Source organism: Streptomyces sp. I05A-00742 (assembly GCF_013055795.1).
Lineage (GTDB): Bacteria > Actinomycetota > Actinomycetes > Streptomycetales > Streptomycetaceae > Streptomyces.
The window spans coordinates 1-26,365 of record NZ_JABETO010000063.1 but is presented as its reverse complement, the minus strand read 5'-3'; the positions used below and the strand labels follow the sequence as shown (position 1 = coordinate 26,365).

Below are 26,365 nucleotides of genomic sequence, written 5' to 3'. Positions count from 1 at the left end.
ATAGGGAACCAACGGGGCTCCTGTGCCGGTTGGTTGAGACTTCGAACACCTCACTCAACGGCACGGGAGCCTCGTGCGTTGCGGGCGCCGCAACCCTCACCCGATCAGTGGCCACGCTGAAAAAGCTCAGTGAGTCCTGTACGGCGCGCGGCAGCGCCGACTGCTCCGGCTCCCAGGCGTCGCCACCCAAAGGCCCGTCGAAGTCCCGGGCTTCGCCCCACGGCACGTACTGGTGGGGGAGCCAGTCCCGGGCCACTTCCAGATGCCGGTTCAGCAACCGTTCCACGGACGGCTCCAGTTCGCGCAGCATGCTGTCCGCCGAGGTGGCAGTCACAGTGTCCGTCTCTTCCTCTCCCGGGATCCCAACGTACCTTCAGCAAAGGCCAAGTTGATAGCTGGTCGGCTGCGGGGTACGGCTTTCGGCTGACCATACGCAAGGTGAGTATGTCGCGGGTATGGCGCCTGTATGCAGGGTGCGGGGAGAAGAATTCCGAGGGGTAGCGGAAAGGGGAAAACGGTCGCAGAAATGCTCGCACGTACCCGTGGGGCCCGCTTGCACATTCGGAGGAGTCGTATGACAAGCGTACGGCATTCATCCGCCGGGAATCGTCGTCGACCCACCGTTTCCCCGCGCGACGAAAACGGAAAGTGAGGTCTCGCGCGAACCCGGAAGCCCTCCCCGCGGGACTACAGATCCTTTTGCCGGCAGTGGCCTGCGAGCGGCTGCTCGAACTGCGGATGTCCCGTCGGCACGCGCGGTGGGCGATGGCACGCGGCGGAGTGGAGTACGGGCAGCGGCACTTCCCCTTCATGGCCGCCGCGCACATCAGCCTGTTCCTCGGCATCCCACTGGAAGTGGCACCCCTGCACCGCGACTTCGTCCCGGCCATCGGCTGGCCGGCCCTGTGCGCCCAGGTGCTCGTGCACGAGGGGCGCTGGTGGTGCGTGCGCTCTTTGGGGCCGCGTTGGAACACCCGCGTTCATCGTGGTGCCCGGCATGCCGCTGGTCGACCGGGGCCCGTACCGCTGGATACGGCATCCCAACCACCTCGTCGTGGCCGTCGAATGATTCTCCCTTCCGCTGGTGTACGGAGCCTGGACCACCGCCCTGCTGTTCACCGCCGCCAACGCGGCCGTCCTCACTGTCCGGCTGCGGGTGGAGAACTCCGCTCTGTCCCTGGCGGCACGGGCCTCATGAGCCGCCGGGAAACGGGTGCCGGGGGCCAGAACCGGCGAGCACACCTCCACTCCGAAGACGCGAGACGAGCCGGGGGTCGAAACTGGTGGGCTCGCATGTTGAGGTGTCGCGTATCTTTGCACTCATGCTCACGCCGGGCCTGCGTGACGCATTGTCGGAGGACGAACTCGACGGGCTCCGATGGCATCTTGGGCTGAGCCCTCAGCCACCCCGACGACTTCGAGCGCACTGGCGAATTCACGTACGCCTCGCGGTAACGGTTCCACGAACGGCACCACTTCCCCGCATACTTTCCGGGTCCGACACTGACCTGGAGGACGAGTTGTCGGATCGCGGGGGTCCTGCCGCGCTGCGGCGGGACGCCGATCTCCCGCAGGTGGACTTGGAGGCTGACCGGGTTCATCGGCTGTCCGGGTTCATCGGCTGTCCGGGTTGGCGGCCGGGGAAGAGCCACTGTGAGCTTCTGCTGCTGGCGCAGGGCAGGTGCTGGCGGGACTGGACGTAGGTCCGCATATCGAAAGTGGATCTTGGTGATGCGCTTGCCTTACTTCAGAGGTAATCGTCTCGGCGTGGCCGCGCTGACAGGATTGGTGATCTCTCCGCGTCGGAGGACGCGGACCAGGACGGAGAGGTCAGCGATGTCCATAGCCGCACCTACGAACACGCGCACTGTGGTTGAGGAACTGCTGCGCAGAATTGGCGAGGGCGACCCCGAGCGCATCGCCGAGCTGTAGGCCGAGCAGGGCGATTGGAAGCTCGACTGGCCGGAGGCCGAGCACGGCCGTAGTGCCACACCGTGGATACGTCACCGGTCCACCCGGGCCGACGCGGCCGCCCATTATCGCGAGCTTGCCGAGTACCACGTGCCGGAATGGGTGGCGACTGAGGTCGAGCACATCCTTATCGACGGAAGCGACGCAGTCGTGCTCGGCGAAATCCGTCAGACCGCCCGGCCCACCGGACGTGCGTATCACGCGCGGTTCGCTCTGCATCTCACCGTCGAAGACGGCCTTGTCACCCGGCACCATGTCTACGAGGACAGCCTGGCCGTCGCCCAGGCATTCGAGGCGGAGAAGTGAAGGGCCACCGGGCCAATCGCGAAGATGCTGCTCACAGCCACTCGTTGATGGCCGCGACGAGGCCGGTCGCCTCGGAGCGGACCGCGAGCTTGTCGTACCTCGTGGCCACGGCTCGGTGCCTTTTGAGGCGGTTGATGCCGCACTCGACCGCGTGCCGAGCCTTGTAGTCCTGCGGGTCGAACTTCGGCGGCCGGCCGCCGCGCGAGCCGCGGCTCTTGCGGTTGCGGGCCTGGTCGGCCTTGTCCGGGATGGTGCGGCGGATCCCCCGCCTCCGCAGGTAAGCACGGTTCTTCCGTGAGGCGTACGCCTTGTCGGCACGCACGCGATCTGACCGGGTGCGCGGCCTGCGTCGACCAGCTCTGACCGCGCGCCGACACGATCGCCGCGGCGAGCGCGCTGCTGATCGAGGCCCAGTCCGAGGTGCCGATCGTGCAGTTCCGGCGGGCGACCATGCCCGGGGTGGAAACGGGTTCGGCCCGGTCGGCGACACCAACCGCCGTCAGACGAACCGCCGGCCCACCGTGCTGGAGTCCCGCCACAAGCCGGCCCGCGACGTGTGCCACGGCAAGCGCGGCACCATCCACCAGGCGTACCGCGACGACGTTGAGGACCAGCTCGGTGCGCTCGGTCCGGTCCTCAACGCCATCGTGCTCTGGACCGCCCGCTACATCGATGCCGCCGTCGCCCAGCTGAAGGCTGAGGGCCACAACATTCCGGGCGAGGACCTCGCCCGGCTCCCCCCGCTCAAGCACCGCGACCTCGACGTGCTCGGCCGCTACAGCTTCACCGCATTCACCCCGGCCGTCGGCGCCTGCGTCCGCTGCGCGACCCGGACGCGGCCGGGCTCGGGCTCGACGAGGACGACGAGGAGTAGAGGCCCTCTTGGCGTCTCCCGCCGGAGCCCGGACCGTTGTCAGGGTGGGGTGCCGGCCCGGGGCCGCAATCAGCTCGGCTGGTCGCCGATGTACCGGTAGATCTCGGCGCCGCTGTTGATGTGCCACACGGTGCCATCAGCGCCGGCGGCGATGTCGATGGCCGTGCCGGGGATCTTGATCCACGGGTTGCCGCCGCTGGCGTCGTTGTTGGTGTACCGGTAGATGCTGCCGGCGGGATCGACGCCCCACACGTTCGTCCGGGAGCCCACCGCGATGCGCTTGAGGCTGCCGTTGACGTTCTTCCATGGGTTCGCGCTGTCCTGGTCCCCGGTGTACCGGAAGATCTGGTTGCCGCCGTTGACCCCCCATACGGTGCCGTCGGCGCCCGCGCCGATGTCACTCAGGGCCCCGGGGATCTTGATCCACGGGTTGGCGTCGTGGTTCGTGTACCGGTAGATGCCGCCTGCGGAGTCCACGCCCCACACGTTCGTCCGCGAGCCCGCGTCGATGCGGACCAGGCTGCCGTTGATGCCCTTCCAGGGGTTGGCGCCGTCGGTGTCCCCGGTGTACCGGTAGATCTGATTGCCGCTGTTGACGCCCCATGTCGTGCCGTCGGCGGCCGCGCCGATGTCGCTGAGGCTCCCCGGGATGTTGATCCACGGGTTGGCGTCGTAGTTGGTGTACCGGTAGATCGCGCCGGCCGCGTTCACCCCCCACACCGTCGTCCTGGATCCCGCCGAGATGGCCGTGAGAGCCCCTGCGATCTTCACCCAATCCGCCATGCCAAAACACCTCTCGCCGAGCCGTTACTGACCCGGCCATCCTGGGTGAAAAGATGAGCTGACAGAACGAGCGAATGTGTGTCGTAATACGGAATGAGCCTGTAAATCGATGTTTTAATGGCCATCGCCTTGCAGGTTCGGAGACGGGAACGGCTCGGTCGACAGTGTTTCGGCGCGAAGTGCTGTCCCACCCCCGGGGGATCGACATGCCTACAGGTTCATGCTTCCCGCCGGGACGCCCCGCCGGCCGGGGGTGTGGTGTGCGGGCCGACGTAAGCGATCCGGCGACGGCAGTGGCGGGCCCCGAACGGATACGTCTCTCGCAAACGTTCATCTGTGAGAGTTCTGCGAGAGCCTCGGAATGATCGCGTTTCCGCAGGTCGCCGTTTGCAAGAGTCCTCTCGAAACCGGCATGTTGTGCGAGGCGGTTCTGAGCGACTTCCCGGATGGATCTCACGCCCGATCGGGCCGCGCGTGGAAGCAGGGCCCGGCGCTCGCCGTCGTGCTCGCGCCCCACACCGAGCGCCCGGTCCGCATCGGGTGCGCGAGGACGTCAACCGCCCGGCAGGAACTGGGTTCTTCGCCGTGCTCGCCGTCGCCGAGCAGATCGAGCGCAACTACCTGCCGGGCCCTCGCGGAAGCCGAGGCCGCCGCGGTGGACGACGGCCTGCCGATGCGGCCCAGGCCCGTCCGCATCCGCCAGCCAAGGCCCGCACCGGCGGAGTACGGTCAGGCGTCGCGTCGCCTGAGCAGGAGGTGGCCGCCGGTGAGGGCGGCCGCGGTCCAGCAGACCAGGACCAGGAGGCCGGTCCACGGCCCGAGCACCGGATCCGCCTGCGAGCCGACGGTCATGACCTGCGAACCGGCGTGGTCGGGCAGGTAGCGCGCCACCTCCCGCAGCCCGGGCACGGCGTTCGCGACGGGGGAGAGCACGAACACCAGGGAGAACAACACGCCGAGCGAGAGAGCTGTGCCCCGCAGCATCGTGGCCGTGCCGACGGCGAGCAGGCACATCAGGGTGAGGTAGAGGCAGGCCCCCATCACCGCGCGCAGGGCGGCGCCCTCGGTCAGGGAAACCCCGTAGGGGCCGAGCGCTCCCTGCGACGTCAAGAACCCCGCGAACGCCATCACGACCGCCAAGGGGAGGACCACGGTCACGGCGGCGCCGATCTTCCCGCCGTAGAACAGCCCGCGCCGAGGCACGGCCGCCAGGGAGGCGCGGATCATCCCGCTGCCGTACTCGCCGCTGATCAGCAGCACCCCGAACGCCAGCACACCCAGCTGCGCGAACTGCACGCCCACGAAACCGGCGTTGACGGGGTCGAAATCCGGCCGCACCTGGTCGCTCCCGGCGTCGATCGCGTGCCGCACGGAGAGCCCGTCGACGACCGCGATGCCGACGCTCACCAGCAGCGACAGCACAAGGGCCGCGGCGGTCGAGCGGAGCGTCCGCACCTTGGTGAGCTCCGCCCACAGCACGGCGGCCGGAGCATTGCCGCCCACCGTCCGACTGCGCACTGTCCCGCTACGCACTCCCCACACCTCCCCGGTAGTCGGTGGCGCCGGCCGTGAGGCGGAGGAACGCCTCCTCCAGCGAACCGGCGTCGGCGAAGTCGGCCGTCGGCATGTCCGCCAGGAGCCGCCCCTGCCCGATCACCACCAGGTGGTCGGCGGTGAGAGCCGTCTCGCCCATCAGATGGCTGGAGACGAACACCGTGCGGCCCTCGGCCGCCAGGCCGCGCAGCAGCGTCCGGAGCCACCGCACCCCCTCCGGGTCGAGACCGTTGCCCGGCTCGTCCAGCAGCAGGACGGGTGGGTCACCGAGCAACGCGGCGGCGATGCCCAGCCGTTGGGTCATCCCCAGCGAGAAGCCGCCCGCCCGGCGGGATGCGGCCGCTTCGAGTCCGACGAGGTCCAGCACCTCCCGCACCCGCCGCGGCCCGATGCGCTGCGTCCGCGCGAGCCAGAGGAGATGGTGGTACGCGCTGCGGCCGCCCTGCACGGCACCCGACTGCAACAGGGCTCCCACGTGCCGCAGCGGTTCCCGCAGCTGCCCGTAGGGGCGGCCGTCGAACAGAACCCTGCCCTGACAGGGTCGGTCCAGCCCCAGGGCGATCCTCAGGGTCGTGGACTTGCCCGCGCCGTTGGGGCCGAGGAAGCCGGTCACCCGGCCGGGGCGCACCTGGAACGAGAGGCCGTCGAGGGCGGCCGTGGTTCCGTAGCGTTTGGTCACCTGCTGTACATCGATCACCGCCCGAACGATGCCGGGCCGCGCCCTCCGTGCCATCGGCCCGTGGGCTGTCATCCCGCAGGCGGAGGCGGGCGCCCGGCGACGGAGGGTAGCCTCCGCCGGGTGGCTGACCGTACGACGGACCGGGCAGCGGCCGTCCGGCCGCTCCGGCAGAGTGAGTTGGTGGCGCTGGACTGCCTGGCGGCCGTCGCGCTCGCCGCACTGTTCCTCACCCTGCCGAGCGGCGCACCGCTGTCCCTGCGCCTTCCCCTGGCCCTGGCCATGGGACTCCCCGTCGCCGTACGGCGGTTGTGGCCCGTCCCCGTGCTCGCGGTGACCGCGGGCGCGTCGGTGGCGGCGGCCGTCACGGGCGCGGTCCAGGAACCCGCGCTCTCCGTGACGTACGCCCTCTACTGGGTCGCGGTGACCGTACGACGGGCCCCCTGGCCGCGCACCCCCGTGATCGCCGGCGCGAGCCTGTTCCTCCTGCTGGTCCTGCTCCTGGCCGGCGCCCCGGGGTGGGAACCCGGCGTCCTCCCGCTCCAGGCCGCCGGAGCGGCACTCGCCGGCGCCGCCTGGACCGCCGGCCGCGCCGTCCGGGAACGCCGTGCCTACGCCGAACGCTCGGCCCGGCAGCTCGCCGCCCGGGCCGTCGCCGAGGAACGGCTGCGGATCGCCCGCGAACTGCACGACGTCGTCGCCCACCACGTCGGCGTCATCGCGGTCAAGGCCGGCGTCGCCAACCACGTGCTCTCCCGGCGCCCCGAGGAGGCCGGCGAGGCCCTGCGCGTCATCGAGACGGCGAGCCGCACGGCCCTCACCGAGATGCGGCACATGCTCGGCGTCCTGCGGTCCGACGGTGACGACGCGGCCGGGCCCCGCCTGTCCCCGGCCGTCGGCCTGGCCGGCCTGCCCGCCCTGGTCGAGCACGCCGGCGCGGCGGGCGTCGAAGTGGAGGTGCTACGGAACCGCCTGAGCACCGACAGGCTGCCGGAGACCGTCGACCTCTCCGCCTACCGGATCGTCCAGGAGGCCCTCACCAACGTCATCAAGCACGCCGGCCCGACCTGTTGCCGCGTGGAACTGACAGCGGACGAGGGCGAGTTGCTGATCGACGTGACCGACGACGGACCCCGCCCGGGACGCCGTACGAGCCGCCCCCGCGCCCCCGGCCACGGCCTCCTCGGCATGCGCGAGCGCGCCGCCCTCCACGGCGGCTCACTGATCGCGGGCCCCCGGCCGGCCGGCGGATTCTCCGTACGAGCCCGCCTGCCCTACAACGCCGCCCGGACGACCGAAGGGGTCCCGACATGAGCGAACCCATTCGCGTCCTGATCGCCGACGACCAAGCGCTCCTCCGGGGCAGCTTCCGCGTCCTCGTCGACACCGAACCCGGCTTCACCGTCGTCGACGAGGCCGCCGACGGCCGCACCGCCGTCGAACTCGCCCTCCACCACCGCCCCGACGTCGTCCTCATGGACGTCCGCATGCCCGTCATGGACGGTATCGAGGCGGCCCGCCTCATCCGGAGCGCCCCCGGGGCGGAGAACGTACGGGTACTGATGCTGACCATGTTCGACCACGACGAGTACGTCTTCGGCGCCTTGCGCGCCGGCGCCGGCGGCTTCCTGCTCAAGGACGCCTCCCCGGACGAACTCCTCCAGGCCATCCGCGTCCTCGCCTCCGGCGAAAGCCTCCTCGCCCCCACCGTCACCCGCCGCTTGATCGCCGAGTTCTGCCGCCGGCCGCAGAGCGGCGCCCGGACGGTCCCCGCCGACCTCGACGAGCTCACCGCGCGGGAACTCGATGTCCTGGAGCTCATCACCCGAGGACTCACCAATGCCGAGATCGCCCGAGACTTGCGCATCCGCCCGGCGACGGTGAAGACGCACATCGCGCACCTTTTCGACAAGCTCGGGGTGCGGGACCGGGTGCAGCTTGTGATTGTGGGGTATGAGTCGGGGATGGTGGTGGCGGGAGGGTCAGGGGAGGGGGTTGTCCGCTCTCAGGGATGAGAGGAAGGCGGTCCAGGTCGCGGTGTTGGCGGTGATGATGAGGGTGGGGTCGCCGGATCGCTTGCTGTCACGTATGCGTATGAGGCCGGGAATGGCCTCGGCGACCTCCAGGCATTCGGTGGATGAGTTGCTGTGCGAACTCTTGCGCCAGATCATGAGTATCGGTCCTCAAGTACTCCGCGAATGAAGTCCATGGTCGCCTGGGTGGGCAGGGCATCAGCCTGGAACTGGTCGAGAAGACTGGTGTAGAGGGCAACCTCGCTGGGCTTCGTGACGAAGTGCCCGCTGTTCATGCTTTCCTGGTACACAACAGTGCGCCCATCGGCAAGTGTCCAGACGGTGGCCAAACCCAGCGCCGTTGCGACGATGCGGTTGTTCGAGAACGGCAGGATCTGGATCGAGACACGAGGCTGTTCGCAGCTCTTCAGCAGGTGGAGAAGCTGGTCGTGCATGACGGCTGGCGGGCATACCGCCCGATAGAGGGCGGATTCATCCATTACGCATCGGATCCATGGTTGAAACGGGCCGGCCATGACGTCAGGCCGGCTAAGGCGAACCCGGATCCTGGCGTTGAGGTCTCCGCCGAAGAACGAAAACCCTTCGCTCAACATTGATGTCGCGTATTCCGGAGTCTGAAAGAAGCCCGGAATGGCATAGGTGTACTGCTGGATCCGTGTCGCCACTTCCTCGACACCGTCGATTTCCTCCGGCCACTTCTTGTCCCAACTGCGGTCCAGGAGCGGACGCATCTCCACGAGAAGACCACCCGCCCCCAGCGCCTCGTCCAGCAACTCCGTGATGTCCTTCGGGGGTACGTCCTCCGCCCGTTCGAACTGCGCGATCCGGCTCCCCGAGAGCCGCACCGCCTCTCCCAGCCGGGCCTGCGTCCAGCCCCGCGCCTCGCGCAGTTCGCGAATCTTCGCGCCGAACCACTCGTTCAGATTTGTCGGTTCAATCCGCTTGGGTGCGGGCACAGTTGTTCGCCCCTCCGTTGAAGCCGGTCATCCCTGCAACGGGGCCGGCCTTCCTACAGCAGTTACTCCTGGTCACCGTACCGCTGCGCGGGGATGCTGAGAAACGAATCGGAAGATCCCCCGAGAGGAACGCCAGCATGAACAAGCCGTCCGGTCCGCAGCCCCAGCGGACGCCCGCCGTGGGCGAGTTGGTGGTCGACGCGCGGCGCGAACGCGTAGGCGAGGTCACCGGTACCGGCGAGGGGAGGGTGTGGCTGCGGCCGCCGGCGGGAGGGGACGTGTGGGAGGCGCTGCCGTGCGACGTCCGCCCGGCGACCGAGCAGGACACGCGGAGCGTGTACCGGCCGTCCCGGTGCGTGCAGTGCCGGGAGATCAAGCGCAAGCGGAGCCTGGCGCTGGGGGCGGGTGATCTGAAGACGGCGGTGGAGCTGACGGAGGCGATGGGGGTGCACCTGCGGGTGGCGCACTCGTGAGGGAGTCCCGTCATCCTCCGCCCTGGCCCGTGCCCCCCTCCGCGTCCGGGGCCGGGGTGACGGGAGTGAAGACCGGATCGGTTCCGCGGAGGCCGCGGACGAGATAGGTGGTGACGCGTCGTCCCTGGGTGTATTCGTCCCGCGGGTCGGTCGGCAGTGGCCAGCGCAGCTGCCGGTAGAGCGTGGCGCGATGCAGGTCGAAGGCGGCCTCGACGAGGTCGGCGTAGGTCTCGGCCCGGGCCGGGAGCCAGCCGGCGCGGGCGATGACGGCGACCGCCAGGCCCGCGGGGACGGCCCAGGGGGACCAAGGAGTGAAGCCCAGGAAGGCGACTCCCCAGACGCACGCCGCGGCCGATGTCTCCAGTGCCAGGCGGGCGTGGGCGATTTCCTTGCGTGTGGTGTCGGGCAGCAGCAGCCACAGATGGGGCCATACGGCGACGGCGTCCAGCCCGTACTTGTCCGTGGGGCGGGACTCGGCCGCGCGGAGGACGTTGCCGAGCCGCGTGGGCATGAGGGCGTCCGGGGCGGGGAAGCGGCGCAACCGCGCGGTCAGGCGTCCGTGTTCGGCGCGTTCCTCCGGGGTCGCCGTACCTCCGTACACTGCGGGGCTGAGCTGCTGGAACCGGTCCTGGACCGAGCGGTACCGGCGGTGTTGGCGACGCACGAGGCGCTCGCGGACGGGGGCCGAAACGGCGGGCCAGTGGCCGGCGCAGACGCGCAGCGCCGTCGGGGTGAGGCGCTGGACCGCCGAGCCGCAGGCCGTGATCACCAGCAGGGCGGCCAGCAGGACACCGGCCTGGGCGGCGGCCGGCTGACCGGCCAGCCAGGCGGCCGGTCGCCGCAGGGCCCGGTATCCGCCTCCGGCATGGGCCCAGGCGACCGTGCCTCCCAGCGCGAAGGTCACCGCGGAGACGGATGCGGCCGTCCACCGTTCGGCGAGCTTGCCGCCGGCCGTCTCCCAGAACTTGCTCACCATGCCGCGGGCCTGCCGCTACACGGGCTCTAGGGAGACACCGGGGTGGTCGGGGCAGCAGCCCACCGGGTCCCCGGGGCCGGCCCGGTACTCCGTGAACAGGCCGTCGACGGGGCAGACATACTGCACCGCGTCCACCACCGAGGGATTCCCCACCGCGTCCTGGTACTCGGTGGCCTTCTCGCGCATGGGCTGGAACTCGGGCGGCCGGTGGGCGCCGTCCGCGAGTACGAGTGCCACCCAGTTGAGGACGGCTTCGTCGCGGGAGAGCAGGTCGACCAGTTGCTCGCCCACGTCCTCGCCCTCGCTGAGGCGGGCGAGCAGGGGCACCAGTTTCCGGTCGAACGCCCCGGCTTCGTCTCCCAGGATCCGGGGCAGGTAGGGCCGGATGGCGCGGGCGGCTTCGAAGAGGTCTTCGTCCATGAGGTCCACGATGTCCTTGTGCGTGATGTCCTTGTGCGCGATGTCCTTGTCCATGCGTCGTCCCCGGTGGTCCGTCGCTGATTCCCGCCTCACCGTGGTGGTGCCCACGAGCCCGTGACGGACATGGAGCACCAGTGGTAGGGGTGGGCGTAGGGGCGTGCCCTGTTCCAGAGCCGCCGGGCCGCGGGCCGCAGAGTGCCGGTAGCCCTCCCGTAGAAGGGAAACAGCTCCGCCATCTCCTCGTTGGTCGCTTCCCGGAGCCACTTCTGGGCGCGGCGCAGGGCTTCCGCCGGGTGCGGACAGGTGGTGGACAGCAGCTCGTGGAAGCGCGACATCAGAACCGCGGTGCTCAGTTCGTCGACGCGCCAGTGGGAGCCGACCACCGCGCGGAAGCCTGCCTGGAGAAGTCCTGTCGGCAGCCCTATCGCCTCATTGGGCAGCTTGACGCCCGTCATGGCCGTCTCACAGGCGGAGAGGACGGCGAGGCCACCGACGGCGGTGCGGTGCCGGAGGATCTCCCGCAGCGTCAGCCGCCCGTCGGCGAGTTCCAGGCCGCCACCGAGCGGGTTGTGGAGGTCGGCCGTCGCATGGCAGGTCAGGTGGACCAGGCTGCTCCTCCGCAGGCGTTCCAGGGTCTCGGCCCGCCCCGCGAGCAACGGCTCGGTACAGAGGTGGTGGCGTTGTACCTCCCGGGCTTCGAGGGGCGCGTGCGGCAGTGGTTCCCGCTCTCCCGGTGCGCACACCACGGCGACGGATGGCCGGTCCGTGGGCCGGTCCGGGCCGAGCAGCGCGAGTGCGCTCGGCGCGAAGGCCGTCGGCCGGTCGTCGGTGAGGTAGGTGACCCGGCCGTCGGGGCCGGGCGGAGTGTGTGCCAGCTGGAGGGGGAGGAGGCGCAACGCGCCGCCCGGCAGGAGGGTCAGGCCCGCCCGCGGCGGCAGGGCGTCCAGGAGCGGCCCGGCGATCGCCGTCCAGCACCAGATGCCGAAGGTCTCCAGTCCTCGGTACCACGCCGAATCGCGGCTCGGGGCGCGTTTGTGCTCCTCGTAGCTCCGGAGGTACGTCTCGGCGCGCCGGGCCGCTTCGGCGTGGCCGGCCTTCGGCAGCCGTACTGAGGTGATCCGCCCGTCGTCCGGTGCCACGATCAGGGCCATGCCGCTGTCCCGGGCGGCCACCACATAGGCGAGATGGGTGCCGCTGCGGGTCGCTGCCGCCCGGACCCGCTGGATGTCGACGTGCTCCTCGGCGGGCGGGCACGCACCCGTCGCCCGGGCCTCGGCCAGGACGGCGCCGTGCCGGCGCAGCGCGTCGGCCACGTCCTCCGCGGAACCGGACTCACGTACCAGGGCCAGCCGCGTCCCCGTGCGTTCCAAGCGGTCCGCCAGAGCGTCGTGGCCCGCCGCACGCAGTGCCTCGGTGTCCGAGCTCTCCCGGAGCGCTTCGCGCAGCAGCAGCGCCCGGCCCTCCTCGGCCGCGCGGACCGCGGTTTCCAGGTCCTCCGCCCGGGGAGAGGCGAAGGTGTGGGCCGCGCGGTCGCCGAGGTAGGGCGCGCGGCTGATCCACGTCTCCTTGTGGGCGCGCCGGTACTGCTGGGTGACGAGCGCCCAAGTGGCCTCCTGCGCATGGCCGAACGCCTCGGCCGCGCTGTCCCGGGCCCCGGCCCCGCCGGCTTCGGCCCACTCCGCCCAGGACTCGGCAGTGGTCAGCCGGCGCGACGGATCGCTCTGGGCGTCCTGTACACAGATCCGGTACGCCTCGGTGGCCGCCGCCAGGTCCGCCGGGCTCCGCGTGAGCCGGTGACGTGCGGCTTTCGCCTGCGCGAGGAAGGCCCGAACATCCGCCGCGATCTTCACCTGCCGTTCGGCCAGGGGCTGGAGCGAGGTGATCTCCCGGATGTCGGCGTCCACGGCGACAACATCGGTGCGCCGCTGTGCGCGGCGCGCCGCCATCTCGGCGAGACCGGAGACGGCGAGGGCAGCCACGTGACTTCCGTGCTGCCCGAGGGCGTGGGCCTCCCGGTAGTGGCCCTCCGCGCGTTCGGCGTCCTCGCTGCTCCCCCTTTCGGTCTCGGCCCGGGCACCGAGAGCGGTCGCGAGGTTCACCAGGAAACCCGGCCGCTCCCAGGACGGCCCGTCGTAGAGCCGCAGCGCACTCTCCAGACGCGAGACGGCGCCGTCGAGATCGTCCGGGTCCTCGAAGAGCTGCCACCGGGTGTACAGGCTGGTACCGAGGTTGAGCGTCCGGCCGGCGAGGTTGACGGTGTCGGCCGGCCGCACGGTGAGGACCTTCTCGTGCAAGGTGATGGCCTCGCCGAGGTCTTCCACCCGCCCCTGACGGCGGAAGCGCTGGTCCAGGCACACGGCGAGGTTCGACGCCGGGACAGCCCACGTGCGGGTGCCCTCCGTCGCCTCCGCCACCATGCCCCGCAAGAGGGCGACGGCGCGTTCGAGGTCCTCCGGGCGGCCTGCCACGGTGGAGCGGTGGCGCAACCGCACGGCCTGCTCCAGGGTGAGCTGGATGTGCAGGGGGTTGTCGGGCCGCAGGTCCATGCTGTCCGCGAGTTCGACGGCGACATGGAGCGCGTGGCCGTCTCCGCTCGCGCGGTAATGCCCGGTGAGCCTCCGGCAGAGGTCGAGCACGTCCTGCGCACGGTCCCGGCCTTCCGGAGTCGACCATTCAGCGTCCGTGACGGACCGGTTGCGGGAAATGAATTCGTCGAAGATCGACGGATCCCTGGTTTCCAGGTAATCCCGCCACAGCCCCGGACCTTCGGAATTCGGCATCACGCATCCCCCTTTGCACATCCACAACACACGGGACAGATGCCGCTGCGGCCTCACTGGGTGCCGTGCCTGCCATGGATGAGTTTCGCATTATCGCTCCTTCCGGGAGAGGGAGTCCACGTATGAATCCGAAGTCATCTGCTCCGGTGGACCGGTTGGGCCACAACTGACACCATGTCCGGACGGCGACGCGGTGGAGGGCTTCGGGGGTACTGATGGGTTTTCTGCTCCTGATCCTTGCGGTCGGTTTCGTCCTGTGGCTGGTGATGAAGAATCAGGAGAGGGAGAGGGAGAGGCGGGCGCGGGAACGGGCGAACGAGGAATCCAGGCGGCAGGCTTGTCTGGCCGATCCTTCCTGGGTCGGGGGGGAATTCGCACGTGCCGCGAAGGAAGGCGATCTGGAATACCTCGCTCACCTGGTGGAGAACTTGCCCGGATGGCCTGTGCTCCAGCCTCTCGCGCAGGCAGCGGAGCGGGTCGCCGCCCTCACCGGCAGCGTGACGATCGCGGAGCGGGCAGGGGTGCCTGCCGAGTTCACCGCGGACGTCCTGCGCTGCGTCGACGACAGCGCGGAGGCGATCGGCGTCGTCGCCGTGAAGATGGCCTCACTGTCACAGCACTACGGCCATCCGGAATGGGGGATGCTGCCGAACCCGATCCGCCTCGTACTGGACTCCGACGCCCATGACCTGGCGCAATTGAGCGATACCGCGGCCACCCTGCACGACAGCCTCGGCATGGCGATGTGCATGGGCCGGATCGCGGACGCCGGCAGGCTGGAACAGGCAAGGCAGGAGCTGAACGTCCTCGCCAGGACCATGCAGAAGGTGCTGGAACGCATACGGCAAAGGCAAGGTGACTGACATGACGGCCGAACGTCCCTCCAGGGGACTGGCCTTGTTGCAGGATGCCCTGGGCGTGGCCGATCAGGTGGTGCGCATGGTGTCCGCCCAGGAAGACGCGCCTCAAGCGGACGGGGTGCGACCGCCGCAGTCCCCGGACCGGCTGGAAACACTGCGATCCCAGGCGTATCTGGAGCTCTTCGCAGTAACGCGCAATCATGAGTATCTCCTGGAGAAGCTGGATTCCAGGCGCGGTGAGATACGGGGGTTGATGGCCGAGGCGGAAGCGGCCCTGAAGCGGCAGAATCAGGAACGCCCCCCGCATCGCGGCGTGGATGTCTGTCTCCGGCAGGCGGCCCGCGCTCGACGGGACGTAGCGGTATGGGAAGAGGAGCTGCGCGCGGCGGACGCCGAACTCGAGGAAGCCAAGGGTGTCGTCACCGTGGTCGAGGACTTCTACCACGACATGAATCGTCAGCTGGACTCGTTGAAACGGAAGTACGATGCCTCGGAAAGGAGGCGTGCCTCAGCACGTACTCTCGAACAGGTCGTGGAATTCATCGCCGCCTTCCACGAGTTGTCCGACCGGGTATCGGCCTCGACGGCGGAGGCGAAGGCACATCACCGAATGGTTCGGGAGCGCGACGACCTGCAGGCGCTCATGCTGCGCAGCGACAACCTCACGGCCGAAGTGGAGGAGAGCATCCGGCGACTGCGCGATCGGACTGATCGCGGGGGGACGGCGTAATGACGGAGGTCCTGCTTCGTCCGAGCGAAGCAGGACCTCCGAGTTGGGCCGACGCCCATCTGTTCTGTCGGGACGGCGGGATTTGAACCCACGACCCCTTGACCCCCAGTCAAGTGCGCTACCAAGCTGCGCCACGTCCCGTTGCCCGTTCCCTCCGGGTTTCTGCCCGGTGGGGCGTGCAGGAAGAAAATATCCTGTTCCGGGCCGTGATCCAAATCCGGGGTCAGCGGCCCGTCCCCAGGGACCAGCGGAGCAGCGTGTGCTGCCGCTCGTCGAGGACCGTCGCGGCCCGCTCCAGCAGCCGGTCCAGGGAGGCGCGCTCGTCCCCGGGCAGGGCGCGGTAGGCGGGGGTGGCGTCGGCGGGGGACCAGCGGGTGAGGGTGGTGCGGGCCCGGACGTGCAGGTCGGGGTCGTCGAGGGCGGTGAGGAAGCAGCGGAGGGCGACCATCGGGCGGTGGGCGGCCAGTAGGCGGAACATGGACGTCCGCACCGAGCGGGGGCGGTCCGCCGCCAGCCGTTCGAACAGCGGGCCCTCGGGGAGGCGCGCGGCGTACGGCGTGAGAGCGGTGGCGGTCTCGCGGATCACGGTCGCCGACGGGTCGTCGAGCAGGGGCGCCAGCCGCTCCGGCTCCACCGCGTCCAGGGCACGCAGTGCGGCGACGGCCCGTGCGCGGACGGGGGGACGCGGGTCCGCGAGCAGGGGCCACAGCAGGGCGGCGTCCTCGCGGGTGCCGCAGTCGCCGAGGCCGGCCGCGGCGCCGGGGGAGACGCCGGGGGACGAGCAGGCGGCCCGGTGGAGCGGCAGCGGGTCGATGCCGTGCTGCCGCAGCACCCAGCGGGCGCAGGCGCGGACGAGTGGGGCGCGGTCGGAGAGGAAGGCGACGGCCTCCCCCGGGCGCCCGGCCCGGTGCAGCTCGGTCACACCGGAGGCCCGTACGCGCGGGTGGCGGGAGCGCAGCAGCGGCGGCAGGACCTCGTTGTACCGGGCTTCGTCCCGCGCCCCCTCCCGGGCTCCGTCCCGCGCCCCCTCCCGGACGGCGGCCAGCGCCGCGTCCGCACAGAGTTGCTGGACGACGACGTCCTCGTCCGCGGCGGCGATGGCGGCGAGCCGGGCAGGGGAGAGCCGTTCCTGCTCGATCGCGATCCGGTGCCCGAGGCGTCGGGCGGCCCGGTCGTCGGCGGCCAGCAGGGCGTCGGCCGCCTCAGGGCCGGCCGACCGCAGGATCTCCTCGGCCAAGTCCCGGGCGACGCCGCCGTGCCGGCGCGCGGCGAGTCGCAGCACGACGGCGGCGACGGCGACCAGGGTGCGCGGCCCCGCGTCGGGCAGGGTTTTTCGCAGCACCTCCAGGGCGCGCTCGCGAACGGGCCGGACCCAGTCCGCGCAGCGTACGGCGACGAGCGGAAGGACGGCGGGTGCGGCCGCGCTCTCCAGTGCGGCCTCGCGTATGCGGCCGCTGGGGTGGCACAGGGCTATGGCGTGGGAGGGCTCGTCGGGCGGCGGCTCCCCGGCGGCGATCCAATGCAGGTCGGGGAGGATCCACAACTCCCGTACGCCGAGGTCGAGATCGATCCAGCCCCGGGCGCCGGAGATGCCGGGCACCGCGTCCAGCGGGGGCGGGGGAGTGGAGCTGACCGCTTCGACGGTCCTCCGGGCCAGAGCCGTCCGGTGGTTCACGTGATGCGTTCCTGCCTCAGTCGTTCGGTGTGCGGATGCGGCCGGGCAGTGTTGGTGTACAAGAGCGGCCCATATGCGGCCACCATCCGGGGGCTGTTGCGCCGGCGGGTCAGTCCTTGCGCTTGAAGCTGTCGGTGGGGATGCGCACCGTGCTGTCATCGGCCAAGTGAAGGGTGATCGTCTCGCCGTAGGAGAAGGTCTCCCGAACGGCGTAGGCGTCGCCCTTCGGGCGGCTGAGCAGAAGGCACTGTCCCTGGAACGGGTCGATGATCAGAAAGGCGGGTACGCCGAACCGGGCGTACTGCTCCACCTTGATCTCGTAATCCCGGCTGTCCCTCTTGGTGGAGACCACTTCGACGGCGGCCAGAACGTCCTCGTACGTGTAGGGCTCCGCGGCCCCGTCTTCGAGGATGGCCACATCCGGGCAGCGTGGCGGCTCACCCGGAAACTGGATCAGCACGTCCGACAGGAGCCGTTCCTCGGCGATGCCCGAGGACTCCGCGGCGTTCTGGACGCGACGGATCGTCCAGCTCCGCACATTGCTCTGCGGCGTCATGACGATTTGCCCCCCGATCACCTCGATCTTGTAGCCCTCGACCTCCGCCGCCACGTGCTCGGCCGTCTGCCACAGGAGCTCGTCCTGCACGGTCATGGCGTTCACCTTCCCCGCTCGGGCGCCTCGACAGTTCGACAGTCGCATCGTAGACCGCCCCTCTGACATCCGGTCCTGACCGATTCACCCTCCCGAGGCATTGACGAAACATACGGAGCACTGCATAGTTATACCCATCACCGCATGCAAGGTAAGGAGAACCCCGTGACCGAGCGCGTCGTACTCGCCTACTCGGGCGGCCTGGACACCTCCGTCGCCATCGGCTGGATCGCCGAGGAGACGGGCGCCGAGGTCATCGCCGTTGCCGTGGACGTCGGCCAGGGTGGCGAGGACCTGGACGTCATCCGCAAGCGCGCGCTCGCGTGCGGTGCGGTGGAGGCGGAGGTCGCCGACGCCAAGGACGAGTTCGCCGAGGAGTACTGCCTTCCGGCGATCAAGGCCAACGCCCTGTACATGGACCGGTATCCGCTGGTCTCGGCCCTCTCCCGGCCGACGATCGTCAAGCACCTGGTGGCCGCCGCGCAGAAGCACGGCGCGACCACGGTCGCCCACGGCTGCACCGGCAAGGGCAACGACCAGGTGCGGTTCGAGGCGGGGATCTCGTCGCTCGCGCCGGGGCTGAAGTGCATCGCGCCGGTCCGTGACTACGCCATGACCCGGGACAAGGCCATCGCGTTCTGCGAGGCCAAGGGCCTGCCGATCGCGACCACCAAGAAGTCGCCGTACTCCATCGACCAGAACGTCTTCGGGCGGGCCGTCGAGACCGGCTTCCTGGAGGACATCTGGAACGGGCCGATCGAGGACGTCTACGACTACACCGCCAACCCGGCCACCCCCCGGGAGGCCGACGAGGTGGTCGTCACCTTCGAGGCCGGCGTCCCGGTCGCGATCGACGGCAAGGCCGTCACCGTCCTCCAGGCGATCCAGCAGCTCAACGAGCGGGCCGGTGGCCAGGGCGTGGGCCGGATCGACATGGTCGAGGACCGGCTCGTCGGCATCAAGTCCCGGGAGATCTACGAGGCGCCCGGCGCCATCGCGCTGATCACCGCGCACCAGGAGCTGGAGAGCGTCACCGTCGAGCGCGAACTGGCCCGCTACAAGCGGCAGGTGGAGCAGCGGTGGAGCGAGCTGGTCTACGACGGCCTGTGGTTCTCGCCGCTCAAGCGGGCGCTGGACGGCTTTATCGCCGAGGCGAACGAGCACGTCAGCGGTGACATCCGGATGACGCTGCACGGCGGCCGGGCGGTCGTCACCGGCCGTCGGTCCGCGAAGTCGCTCTACGACTTCAACCTCGCCACCTACGACACGGGTGACACCTTCGATCAGTCCCTCTCCAAGGGCTTCATCGAGATCTTCGGCCTCTCGTCGAAGATCGCCGCCAAGCGGGACCTGGTCTGACCGACCGGCCGGCCGTCGTGTCCCTCCGCCCGACACCCCCTCGGCGGCCGGCCGCCCCCCACCACCCACGAGGAGCACGTAAGTGAGCAACGGCACCACCGACGACGTCCGGCTCTGGGGCGGCCGTTTCGCCGACGGCCCCGCCGAGGCCCTGGCCAGGCTGTCCGCCTCCGTCCACTTCGACTGGCGCCTGGCCCCCTACGACATCGCCGGTTCCCGCGCCCACGCCCGCGTGCTGCACAAGGCGGGACTGCTGACCGCCGACGAGCTCGCGGCGATGCTGGACGGCCTCGACCGGCTGGAGGCCGACGTGGCCTCCGGCGCCTTCACCGGCACCGTCGCCGACGAGGACGTCCACACCGCCCTGGAACGCGGCCTCCTCGAACGGCTCGGCCCGGACCTCGGCGGCAAGCTGCGCGCCGGGCGCTCCCGGAACGACCAGGTGGCCACGCTCTTCCGGATGTACCTGCGCGACCACGCGCGGATCATCGGCGGGCTGCTCACCGACCTCCAGGAGGCGCTGGTCGGCCTCGCCGAGGCGCACCAGGACGTGGCGATGCCCGGCCGGACGCACCTCCAGCACGCCCAGCCCGTCCTCTTCGCCCACCACGTCCTCGCCCACGTCCAGGCGCTCGGCCGGGACGCGGAGCGGCTGCGGCAGTGGGACGGGCGGACGGCGGTCTCGCCGTACGGCTCGGGCGCGCTGGCCGGCAGCAGCCTCGGCCTGGACCCCGAGGCGGTCGCCGCCGACCTCGGCTTCGAGCGGGGCTCGGCGGCCAACTCCATCGACGGCACGGCCTCCCGGGACTTCGTCGCCGAGTTCGCGTTCATCACGGCCATGATCGGCGTCGACCTGTCCCGGATCGCCGAGGAGGTCATCATCTGGAACACGAAGGAGTTCTCCTTCGTCACCCTCCACGACGCCTTCTCCACCGGCTCGTCGATCATGCCGCAGAAGAAGAACCCGGACATCGCCGAGCTGGCGCGCGGCAAGTCCGGCCGGCTGATCGGCAACCTCACCGGGCTGCTGGCGACGCTCAAGGCGCTGCCGCTCGCCTACAACCGTGACCTCCAGGAGGACAAGGAGCCGGTCTTCGACTCCTGCGACCAGCTGGAGGTCCTGCTGCCCGCCTTCACCGGGATGATGGCGACCCTCACCGTCCACCGGGAGCGGATGGAGGAGCTGGCCCCGGCCGGGTTCTCGCTGGCCACCGACATCGCCGAGTGGCTGGTCCGGCAGGGCGTGCCGTTCCGCGTCGCGCACGAGGTGGCGGGGGAGTGCGTCAAGGAGTGCGAGCGGCGGGGCATCGAGTTGGACGGGCTGACCGACGAGCAGTTCGCGGCCATCTCGCCGCACCTCACGCCCGAGGTCCGCACGGTCCTCGACGTGCCCGGCGCGCTCGCCTCCCGCAGCGGACGCGGCGGTACGGCGCCGTCGGCCGTCGCCGTGCAGCTGGGAGAGGTCAAGGCGGATCTGATCCTCCAGCGGGAGTGGGCCACCGCGAAGCAGAGCTGACGCGCACGAGACGTAGATAACCCGGATGAGACATCACTGTCTCATTTGGGTTATCGTCGTCTCATGAGGCTCGACCGTCAGCACGTACTCAACGCCGCCGCCGCCCTGCTCGCCCGCAAGGCGACGGCCTCCATGGACGAGATCGCCAGAGCGGCGGGGATCAGCCGCGCCACCCTGCACCGGCACTTCGCGGGGCGCGACGCGCTCGTCCGCGCCCTGGAGGACCTGGGCATCGAGCAGTTCGAGCGCGCCCTCGACGAGGCCAGGACCGAGGAGGGCGACGCCGCCGAGGCCGTCCGCCGGCTGATCGCCCTCTCCGAGCCCGTCGCCGGCATCCTCGCGTTCCTCTTCACGGAGAACCAGCTCTACGAGAACGGCTGCAACGAGGGCTGGAACCGGCTCGACACCCGCGTCCAGCGGCTCTTCACCCGCGGCCAGGAGGAGGGCGCCTTCCGCCTCGACCTGTCGGCCGCCTGGCTCACCGAGGCGCTCTACGGGCTGATCGGCACCGGCGCGTGGGCGGTCCACGACGGCCGGGTGGCGGCCAAGGACCACACCAGAATGGTCTCCGAGCTGCTGCTCGGCGGCGCGCAGCGGAGGATGGAGCGATGAGCAGCGAGCGTACGATCACCCAGCCGTCGGACGCCCGGGGGCCGGGCGAGACGCCCTACCGGGGCCGCTGGCTGGCGCTCTCCGTCCTCGTCCTGGCCGTGCTGCTCGTCGCCGTCGACGCCACCGTGCTGGGCCTGGCGACGCCGTTCCTCAGCGAGGACCTGCAGCCGTCCGGCACCCAGCTGCTGTGGATCGGTGACATCTACTCCTTCGTCATCGCGGGTCTGCTGGTCTCCATGGGCAGCCTCGGCGACCGGATCGGCCGCAAGCTGCTGCTGCTGAGCGGTGCCGTCGCGTTCGGCGCCGTGTCGGTGCTCAACGCCTACGCGTCCAGCCCGGAGATGATGATCGCGGCCCGGGCGCTGCTGGGCGTGGCGGGCGCCACCCTGATGCCGTCGACGCTCGCGCTGATCCGCAACCTCTTCCACGACCCGCGCGAACGCAGCCTCGCCATCGGCATCTGGGGCGCGATGGCCTCGGCGGGCGCGGCCGTGGGGCCGGTCGTCGGCGGGTTCCTGCTGGAGAACTTCTGGTGGGGCTCGGTCTTCCTGATCAACCTGCCGGTCATGGCGGTGCTCGTCCTCGTGGGCATCAAGCTGCTCCCCGAGTCGCGCAACCCCGCCCCCGGCCCCTGGGACCTGCTGAGCGTGGTCCTGTCGATGGCCGGCATCGTGGGCGTCGTCTACGCCATCAAGGAGGGCGCGACGCACGGGATCGGTACGGAGATCGTGATCGCGGCGGCCGTCGGCGTGGCCTCCCTGGTCTGGTTCGTCCGCCGGCAGCTCCGGCTGCCCGCGCCGCTGCTGGACATGCGGCTCTTCCGGAACCGGGGGTTCTCCGCCGCGGTGCTGGCCGACCTGCTGACCGTGCTCGGACTGTCCGGGATGGTGTTCTTCCTGTCGCAGTTCCTCCAGCTGGTGCAGGACCGCGATCCGCTGGAGGCCGGTCTGGCCGAACTCCCGGCCGCCATCGGTGCGGTGACGGCCGGTCTGCTGGCCGGGCAGGCCGCCCGCCGCTGGTCGGTGCGGTCGGTGGTGGCCGGTGGTCTCGGGGCCATCGGCCTGGCCCTCGCGGTGGTCGCCACGCTCCGGACCGACACCTCGTACCCGCTGCTCGGGGCGGTGCTGCTGGTCGTCGGCGTCGGCGCGGGCTTCTCCTTCACCGTCACCGCCGACGTCATCCTCTCCAGCGTGCCCAGGGAGCAGGCCGGTGCGGCCTCGGCCGTCTCCGAGACGGCGTACGAGCTGGGCGCGGCGCTCGGTATCGCCCTGCTGGGGTCGATCGTCACCGGTGTCTACCGGGACTTCGCCGTCCCCGCCGGGGTGCCGTCCGGCGCCGCGGCCGACGCGCACGAGTCGCTGGGCGGCGCGGTCGAGGCGGCGGTGACGCTGCCGGCCGACGCCGGGTCGGCGCTGCTGACCTCCGCGCAGCACGCCTTCGTCGACGGGCTGCGGCTGGCGTCCGGGGTCGGCGCGGTGGTCCTCCTGGGCACGGCGGTGGCGGCGTGGTTCCTGCTCCGCGGGCAGCGGCTGGAGGAGAGCCCGGACGTCGAGCACTGAGGGGAGACGCCGGGTACTGAGCGGAGACGCCGAGTAGTCAGTGGAAACCGCGAGTCCTGAGCGAGACAGGGCTCAGATGAGCCAATCGCACACGGGCCGGGGCGGCAAGCCCCGGCCCGTGTGACTTTTTCCGGGGATGACCTCCCTTGACGTGTCCTTTATGTGGGGGAACGATCGCGACTACTGGTCGGTATTGCCGAACGCAGTTCGGCAGACTCCTTGTGCGGAAGGAATCCCCATGCGTCTGCGCACCAAAGTGAGAGCGCTCCTCGCCACGGCGGCCACGGCCGCCCTCGCCTTCACCGGCATGTCGGCCACGGCGTCCCCGGCGTCGGCCTCGATCCTCGACATCCCGCCGAAGGGCGCCAACGACTGGTCCTGCAGGACCGATTCGGCCCACCCCGAGCCGGTGGTCCTGGTCAACGGGACCTTCAAGCTCATGGCGGAGAACTGGTCCAAGCTCTCCCCGAAGCTGAAGGAGAAGGGCTACTGCGTCTTCGCCTTCAACTACGGGCACATGGAGACCGACCCCATCCCGCAGGCGGCGGCCGAGCTGCGCGACTTCGTCGAGGCCGTGCGCGGCGCGACGGGCGCGGCCAAGGTCGACATCGTCGGCCACAGCCAGGGCGGCATGATGCCGCGCTACTACGTGAAGTTCCTCGGCGGCGCGGACAAGGTGGACGACCTCATCGGCATCGTCCCCTCCAACCACGGCACCAAGAACCCGCTGGCCATACCGGCCGGTTACACCGTCTGCCCGTCCTGCCTCGACCAGCGGGCCGGCTCCGACCTGCTGAAGAAGCTCAACGCCGGTGAGGAGACCCCGGCCGGTCCCGACTACACCGTCATCACCACCCGGCACGACGAGGTCGTCATCCCCTACACCAGCGCCCTGCTGAGCGGGCCCGCCGAGCGCCTGACCAACACCGTGCTCCAGGACACCTGCCCGCTCGACCCGTTCATGCACGACCAGGCCACCAAGGACCCGGTCGTCCACCAGTGGGTGCTCAACGCCCTGGCACGCAAGGGCCCCGCCGACCCGGCCTTCCAGCCGCGGTGCCTCGGCGGGGCCTGAGGGCCACCGGACGGGGAGCGGGGCCCGGGAGCGGGGCCCGCTCCCCGGCTCAAGCCGCCTTGGCGGCCCGGGCCTTGGTGGCGTACATGTCCACGTACTCCTGGCCCGAGAGCCGCATGACCTCGCTCATCACCTCGTCGGTGACGGCCCGCAGCACATAGCGGTCGCGGTCCATGCCCTCGTAGCGGGAGAAGTCCAGCGTCTCGCCGAAGCGGACCGTCACCGGGCTGATGTGCGGACGGCCCTTGCCGCTCGGCTGCACCTTGTCGGTGCCGATCATCGCGAACGGCACCACCGGCGCGCCCGTCATCAGCGCGAGGCGGGCGATGCCGGTGCGGCCGCGGTAGAGCCGGCCGTCGGGGGAGCGGGTGCCCTCGGGGTAGATGGCGAAGATGTTGCCCTCGTCCAGCACCCGACGGCCCGTCATCAGCGCGGCGACACCGCCGTGTCCGCCGTCACGGTCCACCGGGATCATGCCGGACGCGCCGAAGAACCAGGCCATCAGACGGCCCTTGAGCCCCTTGCCCGTCACGTACTCGTCCTTGCCGATGAAGAACACCTGGCGCTTGACCACCAGCACGAGGAACAGCGAGTCGATGAACGTGACGTGGTTCCCCGCGAGAATGACCGGCCCGTTTCCGGGGATGTGCTCCATGCCCTCGATCTTGGGGCGGTACAGGACACGCATGAGCAGTCCGAGGAACGCCTTGAGCAGGATGCGGGACACGGATCCTCCGGTCGATGGTTCGGCGGGGCGGGACGGGCGGGCCTGGTGGCAGGTGAGGACGATACTCGCGGGTACGGGCTCTCCGCACACCGGGTTAACCGAGTCGATACACAGTGTTGACGTGAGTTTTCACTCCGTTTCGGTCATGGCCTTCTGTACGCAAGACGGGCGCACCTACGATCTGCGCGTCCGAACAGGAGCCGGAACTACCGGCTCCGGAACGAAGGAGCGAATGCACATGCAGCAGGAGCAGCGGCCTGGCCGGCGTTCGGTGCTGGGGGCCGCGGCGGCCCTCGGCGCGGGAGCGGTCGCCCTCGGCGGCGCCGCCGGTACGGCGTCCGCCGCACAGCCGGCCGCGGCGCACGGCCGTGAGCCCGGCCGGGGCCACGGCGGCGGCCTCCGCGACCTGCCGGTGCCGACCGTCGTCGGACACCGCGGCGGCAGCGGGTACCGGCCCGAGCACACCCTCGGCTCCTACCGGTTCGCCCTGGAGAACGGCGCGGACGTCATCGAACAGGACGTCGTCCCCACCAAGGACGGCCATCTGGTCTGTCGCCACGAGAACGACATCACCGGCACCACCGATGTCTCCTCCCGTCCGGAGTTCGCCTCCCGCAGGACCACCAAGACCGTCGACGGCGAGGCCCACACCGGCTGGTTCACCGAGGACTTCACCCTCGCCGAGCTGAAGACCCTGCGTGCGAAGGAACGCCTGCCCCAGGTCCGGCAGCACAACACCCTCTACGACGGCCACTGGACCGTGCCCACCTTCGAGGAGGTGCTGAAGTGGGCCGAGGAGGAGGGCCGCAGGCGCGGCCGCCGCGTCTGGCTGCACATCGAGACCAAGCACCCCACCTACTTCCGCAAGCTGGGCCTCGGCCTGGAGGAGCGGCTGGCGAGGCTGCTGCGCCGGTACGGGCGCGCGGGCAGCAGGTCGTACACGATTCTGCAGTCCTTCGAGCCGAGCAGCCTCCAGCGGCTCGGCCGGCTGGGCATCGACTGCCCGAAGGTGCTGCTCCTGGACGACCTGCCCACCCGCCCCTGGGACTTCACCGAGGCCAAGGACCCGCGGACGGTCGCCGACCTCATCACTCCCAAGGGCCTGAAGTGGGTCTCCGGCTTCGCCCAGGGCATCGGCCCCTGGCTGAACCTCGTCATACCGCGGGACAGGAACGACCGGCTCACCAAGCCGACCACGCTCGTCCGGGACGCCCACGCGGCCGGGCTGGTCCTCCACCCGTACACCATGCGCAACGAGAACAGCTTCCTGCCCGCCGACTTCCGGCGCGGGAGCGACCCCAATGCGTACGGCGACGCCATCGGCGCCTTCAAGGCGTACTACGCCACCGGCATCGACGGCATCTTCTCGGACAACTGTGACACCGCGATTGTGGCGCGTGAGGAGTTCCTGAAGGGACGCAAGGGGTAGCAAGGACAGTCAGGGCGGCTAGGGGGCGCGCGTCAGCTCCCGGTGCTCAAGTCGACACGGACGGGTGACGCCCGTCCGTACCGGCAACCGGTGGGTCGTACGGTCACGTCCCGCCGGGCATGACACCGAACGACCTCCTCACCTCGCTGCGGCCGCTGCTGGCCGCCGAATGCGCCGCGGAGGCGCCGGCGGCCGGCATCGACGCGGCCGATCTCGAACAGGCCGTCTGGGTCCGCCTGCTGAGTGACCCGCACGACGGCGGCCCGGCCGGCTCAGCCGTCGCGGCCGGCCGGGCGAAGGGGGCCGAGCGGCCCGGCGGCCCCCGGGCGAGCCGGTCCCGGCGAGCCGAGCCGGCCGCCCTGCGGTTAC

General features: G+C 70.5%; 23 protein-coding genes, 1 tRNA gene and 5 pseudogenes. 15 read left to right on the top strand and 14 right to left on the bottom strand.

Translation table 11 applies throughout. The features are described 5' to 3' along the window. A pseudogene (locus HN013_RS30975) lies at positions 1-334 on the bottom strand (hypothetical protein); the annotation flags it as partial. Between the two features lie 404 nt (positions 335-738). On the opposite strand from HN013_RS30975, the pseudogene HN013_RS30970 reads away from it, so the two are divergent. Both HN013_RS30970 and HN013_RS30965 read left to right on the top strand, forming a co-directional pair. Next, positions 739-1,198 (top strand): annotated as a pseudogene (locus HN013_RS30970) (isoprenylcysteine carboxyl methyltransferase family protein). Positions 1,199-1,836: 638 nt separating this feature from the next. Next, positions 1,837-2,277, top strand: a pseudogene (locus HN013_RS30965) (nuclear transport factor 2 family protein). Positions 2,278-2,308: 31 nt separating this feature from the next. Here HN013_RS30965 and HN013_RS30960 read toward each other — a convergent pair. Beyond that, positions 2,309-2,767 carry a transposase gene (locus tag HN013_RS30960; protein WP_398981087.1) on the bottom strand — a complete coding sequence of 153 codons (459 nt, stop codon included), beginning with the start codon at positions 2,765-2,767 and terminating at the stop codon, positions 2,309-2,311. On the opposite strand from HN013_RS30960, the pseudogene HN013_RS30955 reads away from it, so the two are divergent. Continuing rightward, a pseudogene (locus HN013_RS30955) lies at positions 2,754-3,151 on the top strand (Tn3 family transposase); the annotation flags it as partial. The gene HN013_RS30960 and the pseudogene HN013_RS30955 sit on opposite strands and share 14 nt — an antisense overlap. Before the next feature lie 69 nt (positions 3,152-3,220). Here the strand turns inward: HN013_RS30955 and HN013_RS30950 are convergent. The 3 genes from HN013_RS30950 to HN013_RS30940 all read right to left on the bottom strand — a co-directional run bounded on the left by HN013_RS30950 (position 3,221) and on the right by HN013_RS30940 (position 6,185). After that, the gene (locus HN013_RS30950; protein ID WP_171172142.1) at positions 3,221-3,934 is read right to left on the bottom strand and encodes a tectonin domain-containing protein; all 714 of its coding nucleotides are present in this window, start codon (positions 3,932-3,934) and stop codon (positions 3,221-3,223) included. A 729-nt stretch (positions 3,935-4,663) separates the two neighbouring features. After that, positions 4,664-5,467 (bottom strand): ABC transporter permease, encoded by an 804-nt coding sequence (locus tag HN013_RS30945; RefSeq protein WP_171172140.1) that lies wholly within the window; start codon positions 5,465-5,467, stop codon positions 4,664-4,666. Then, complete coding sequence (locus HN013_RS30940) at positions 5,460-6,185, bottom strand: ABC transporter ATP-binding protein (RefSeq protein ID WP_171172138.1); 726 nt, start codon at positions 6,183-6,185, stop codon at positions 5,460-5,462. The genes HN013_RS30945 and HN013_RS30940 overlap by 8 nt, the downstream gene beginning before the upstream one ends. 102 nt (positions 6,186-6,287) lie before the next feature. On the opposite strand from HN013_RS30940, the gene HN013_RS30935 reads away from it, so the two are divergent. Continuing rightward, entirely contained in the window at positions 6,288-7,478 is a 1,191-nt protein-coding gene (locus tag HN013_RS30935) for a sensor histidine kinase (protein WP_312018765.1), read from the top strand. Then, a complete protein-coding gene (locus tag HN013_RS30930; RefSeq protein WP_171172137.1) occupies positions 7,475-8,179 on the top strand; it encodes a response regulator transcription factor in 705 nt (234 codons plus the stop codon). Before HN013_RS30935 ends, HN013_RS30930 begins: the two co-directional genes overlap by 4 nt. On the opposite strand, the gene HN013_RS30925 is transcribed toward HN013_RS30930, so the two are convergent. Then, complete coding sequence (locus tag HN013_RS30925) at positions 8,147-8,335, bottom strand: DUF397 domain-containing protein (RefSeq protein ID WP_171172135.1); 189 nt, start codon at positions 8,333-8,335, stop codon at positions 8,147-8,149. The two genes, HN013_RS30930 and HN013_RS30925, sit on opposite strands and share 33 nt — an antisense overlap. Beyond that, complete coding sequence (locus HN013_RS30920) at positions 8,332-9,153, bottom strand: helix-turn-helix transcriptional regulator (RefSeq protein ID WP_171172133.1); 822 nt, start codon at positions 9,151-9,153, stop codon at positions 8,332-8,334. Before HN013_RS30920 ends, HN013_RS30925 begins: the two co-directional genes overlap by 4 nt. 137 nt (positions 9,154-9,290) lie before the next feature. Between HN013_RS30920 and HN013_RS32525 the strand changes: the two genes are divergently transcribed. After that, a complete protein-coding gene (locus HN013_RS32525) occupies positions 9,291-9,626 on the top strand; it encodes a hypothetical protein (RefSeq protein WP_212765028.1) in 336 nt (111 codons plus the stop codon). 10 nt (positions 9,627-9,636) lie between these two features. On the opposite strand, the gene HN013_RS30910 is transcribed toward HN013_RS32525, so the two are convergent. The 3 genes from HN013_RS30910 to HN013_RS30900 are packed head-to-tail and all read right to left on the bottom strand — an operon-like array spanning position 9,637 to position 13,802. Beyond that, on the bottom strand, positions 9,637-10,602 hold the full coding sequence (locus HN013_RS30910; RefSeq protein ID WP_171172131.1) for a hypothetical protein: 966 nt from the start codon (positions 10,600-10,602) through the stop codon (positions 9,637-9,639). Between the two features lie 15 nt (positions 10,603-10,617). Next, positions 10,618-11,076 (bottom strand): hypothetical protein, encoded by a 459-nt coding sequence (locus HN013_RS30905; RefSeq protein ID WP_171172129.1) that lies wholly within the window; start codon positions 11,074-11,076, stop codon positions 10,618-10,620. Between the two features lie 35 nt (positions 11,077-11,111). Beyond that, positions 11,112-13,802 (bottom strand): CHAT domain-containing protein, encoded by a 2,691-nt coding sequence (locus HN013_RS30900; protein ID WP_171172127.1) that lies wholly within the window; start codon positions 13,800-13,802, stop codon positions 11,112-11,114. 215 nt (positions 13,803-14,017) lie between these two features. On the opposite strand from HN013_RS30900, the gene HN013_RS30895 reads away from it, so the two are divergent. Both HN013_RS30895 and HN013_RS30890 read left to right on the top strand, forming a co-directional pair. Continuing rightward, positions 14,018-14,665, top strand: coding sequence for a hypothetical protein (locus HN013_RS30895; protein WP_171172126.1), 648 nt, complete (start codon positions 14,018-14,020; stop codon positions 14,663-14,665). Between the two features lies 1 nt (position 14,666). Next, entirely contained in the window at positions 14,667-15,392 is a 726-nt protein-coding gene (locus HN013_RS30890) for a hypothetical protein (protein WP_171172124.1), read from the top strand. Positions 15,393-15,459: 67 nt separating this feature from the next. Here HN013_RS30890 and HN013_RS30885 read toward each other — a convergent pair. The 3 genes from HN013_RS30885 to HN013_RS30875 all read right to left on the bottom strand — a co-directional run bounded on the left by HN013_RS30885 (position 15,460) and on the right by HN013_RS30875 (position 17,719). Then, a tRNA-Pro gene (locus HN013_RS30885) sits at positions 15,460-15,533 on the bottom strand. Between the two features lie 82 nt (positions 15,534-15,615). Further along, positions 15,616-17,067, bottom strand: coding sequence for a hypothetical protein (locus HN013_RS30880; RefSeq protein WP_171172122.1), 1,452 nt, complete (start codon positions 17,065-17,067; stop codon positions 15,616-15,618). A gap of 109 nt (positions 17,068-17,176) precedes the next feature. Then, positions 17,177-17,719 (bottom strand): Uma2 family endonuclease, encoded by a 543-nt coding sequence (locus tag HN013_RS30875; protein WP_171172120.1) that lies wholly within the window; start codon positions 17,717-17,719, stop codon positions 17,177-17,179. A gap of 165 nt (positions 17,720-17,884) precedes the next feature. Between HN013_RS30875 and HN013_RS30870 the strand changes: the two genes are divergently transcribed. The 5 genes from HN013_RS30870 (at position 17,885) to HN013_RS30850 (ending at position 23,840) form a co-directional block, all read left to right on the top strand. After that, entirely contained in the window at positions 17,885-19,078 is a 1,194-nt protein-coding gene (locus HN013_RS30870; protein WP_312018764.1) for an argininosuccinate synthase, read from the top strand. Between the two features lie 82 nt (positions 19,079-19,160). Then, complete coding sequence (gene argH, locus HN013_RS30865; protein ID WP_171172116.1) at positions 19,161-20,594, top strand: argininosuccinate lyase; 1,434 nt, start codon at positions 19,161-19,163, stop codon at positions 20,592-20,594. 63 nt (positions 20,595-20,657) lie between these two features. Further along, a complete protein-coding gene (locus tag HN013_RS30860) occupies positions 20,658-21,206 on the top strand; it encodes a TetR/AcrR family transcriptional regulator (RefSeq protein WP_171172114.1) in 549 nt (182 codons plus the stop codon). Beyond that, the gene (locus HN013_RS30855) at positions 21,203-22,765 is read left to right on the top strand and encodes an MFS transporter (protein ID WP_249375638.1); all 1,563 of its coding nucleotides are present in this window, start codon (positions 21,203-21,205) and stop codon (positions 22,763-22,765) included. Before HN013_RS30860 ends, HN013_RS30855 begins: the two co-directional genes overlap by 4 nt. Positions 22,766-23,003: 238 nt before the next feature. Further along, complete coding sequence (locus HN013_RS30850) at positions 23,004-23,840, top strand: alpha/beta fold hydrolase (protein ID WP_171172112.1); 837 nt, start codon at positions 23,004-23,006, stop codon at positions 23,838-23,840. A 49-nt stretch (positions 23,841-23,889) separates the two neighbouring features. On the opposite strand, the gene HN013_RS30845 is transcribed toward HN013_RS30850, so the two are convergent. Next, positions 23,890-24,567 (bottom strand): 1-acyl-sn-glycerol-3-phosphate acyltransferase, encoded by a 678-nt coding sequence (locus HN013_RS30845; RefSeq protein ID WP_171172110.1) that lies wholly within the window; start codon positions 24,565-24,567, stop codon positions 23,890-23,892. A 238-nt stretch (positions 24,568-24,805) separates the two neighbouring features. On the opposite strand from HN013_RS30845, the gene HN013_RS30840 reads away from it, so the two are divergent. Next, positions 24,806-25,996 (top strand): glycerophosphodiester phosphodiesterase, encoded by a 1,191-nt coding sequence (locus HN013_RS30840; protein ID WP_171172108.1) that lies wholly within the window; start codon positions 24,806-24,808, stop codon positions 25,994-25,996. A gap of 119 nt (positions 25,997-26,115) precedes the next feature. After that, a pseudogene (locus HN013_RS33505) lies at positions 26,116-26,365 on the top strand (sigma-70 family RNA polymerase sigma factor); the annotation flags it as partial.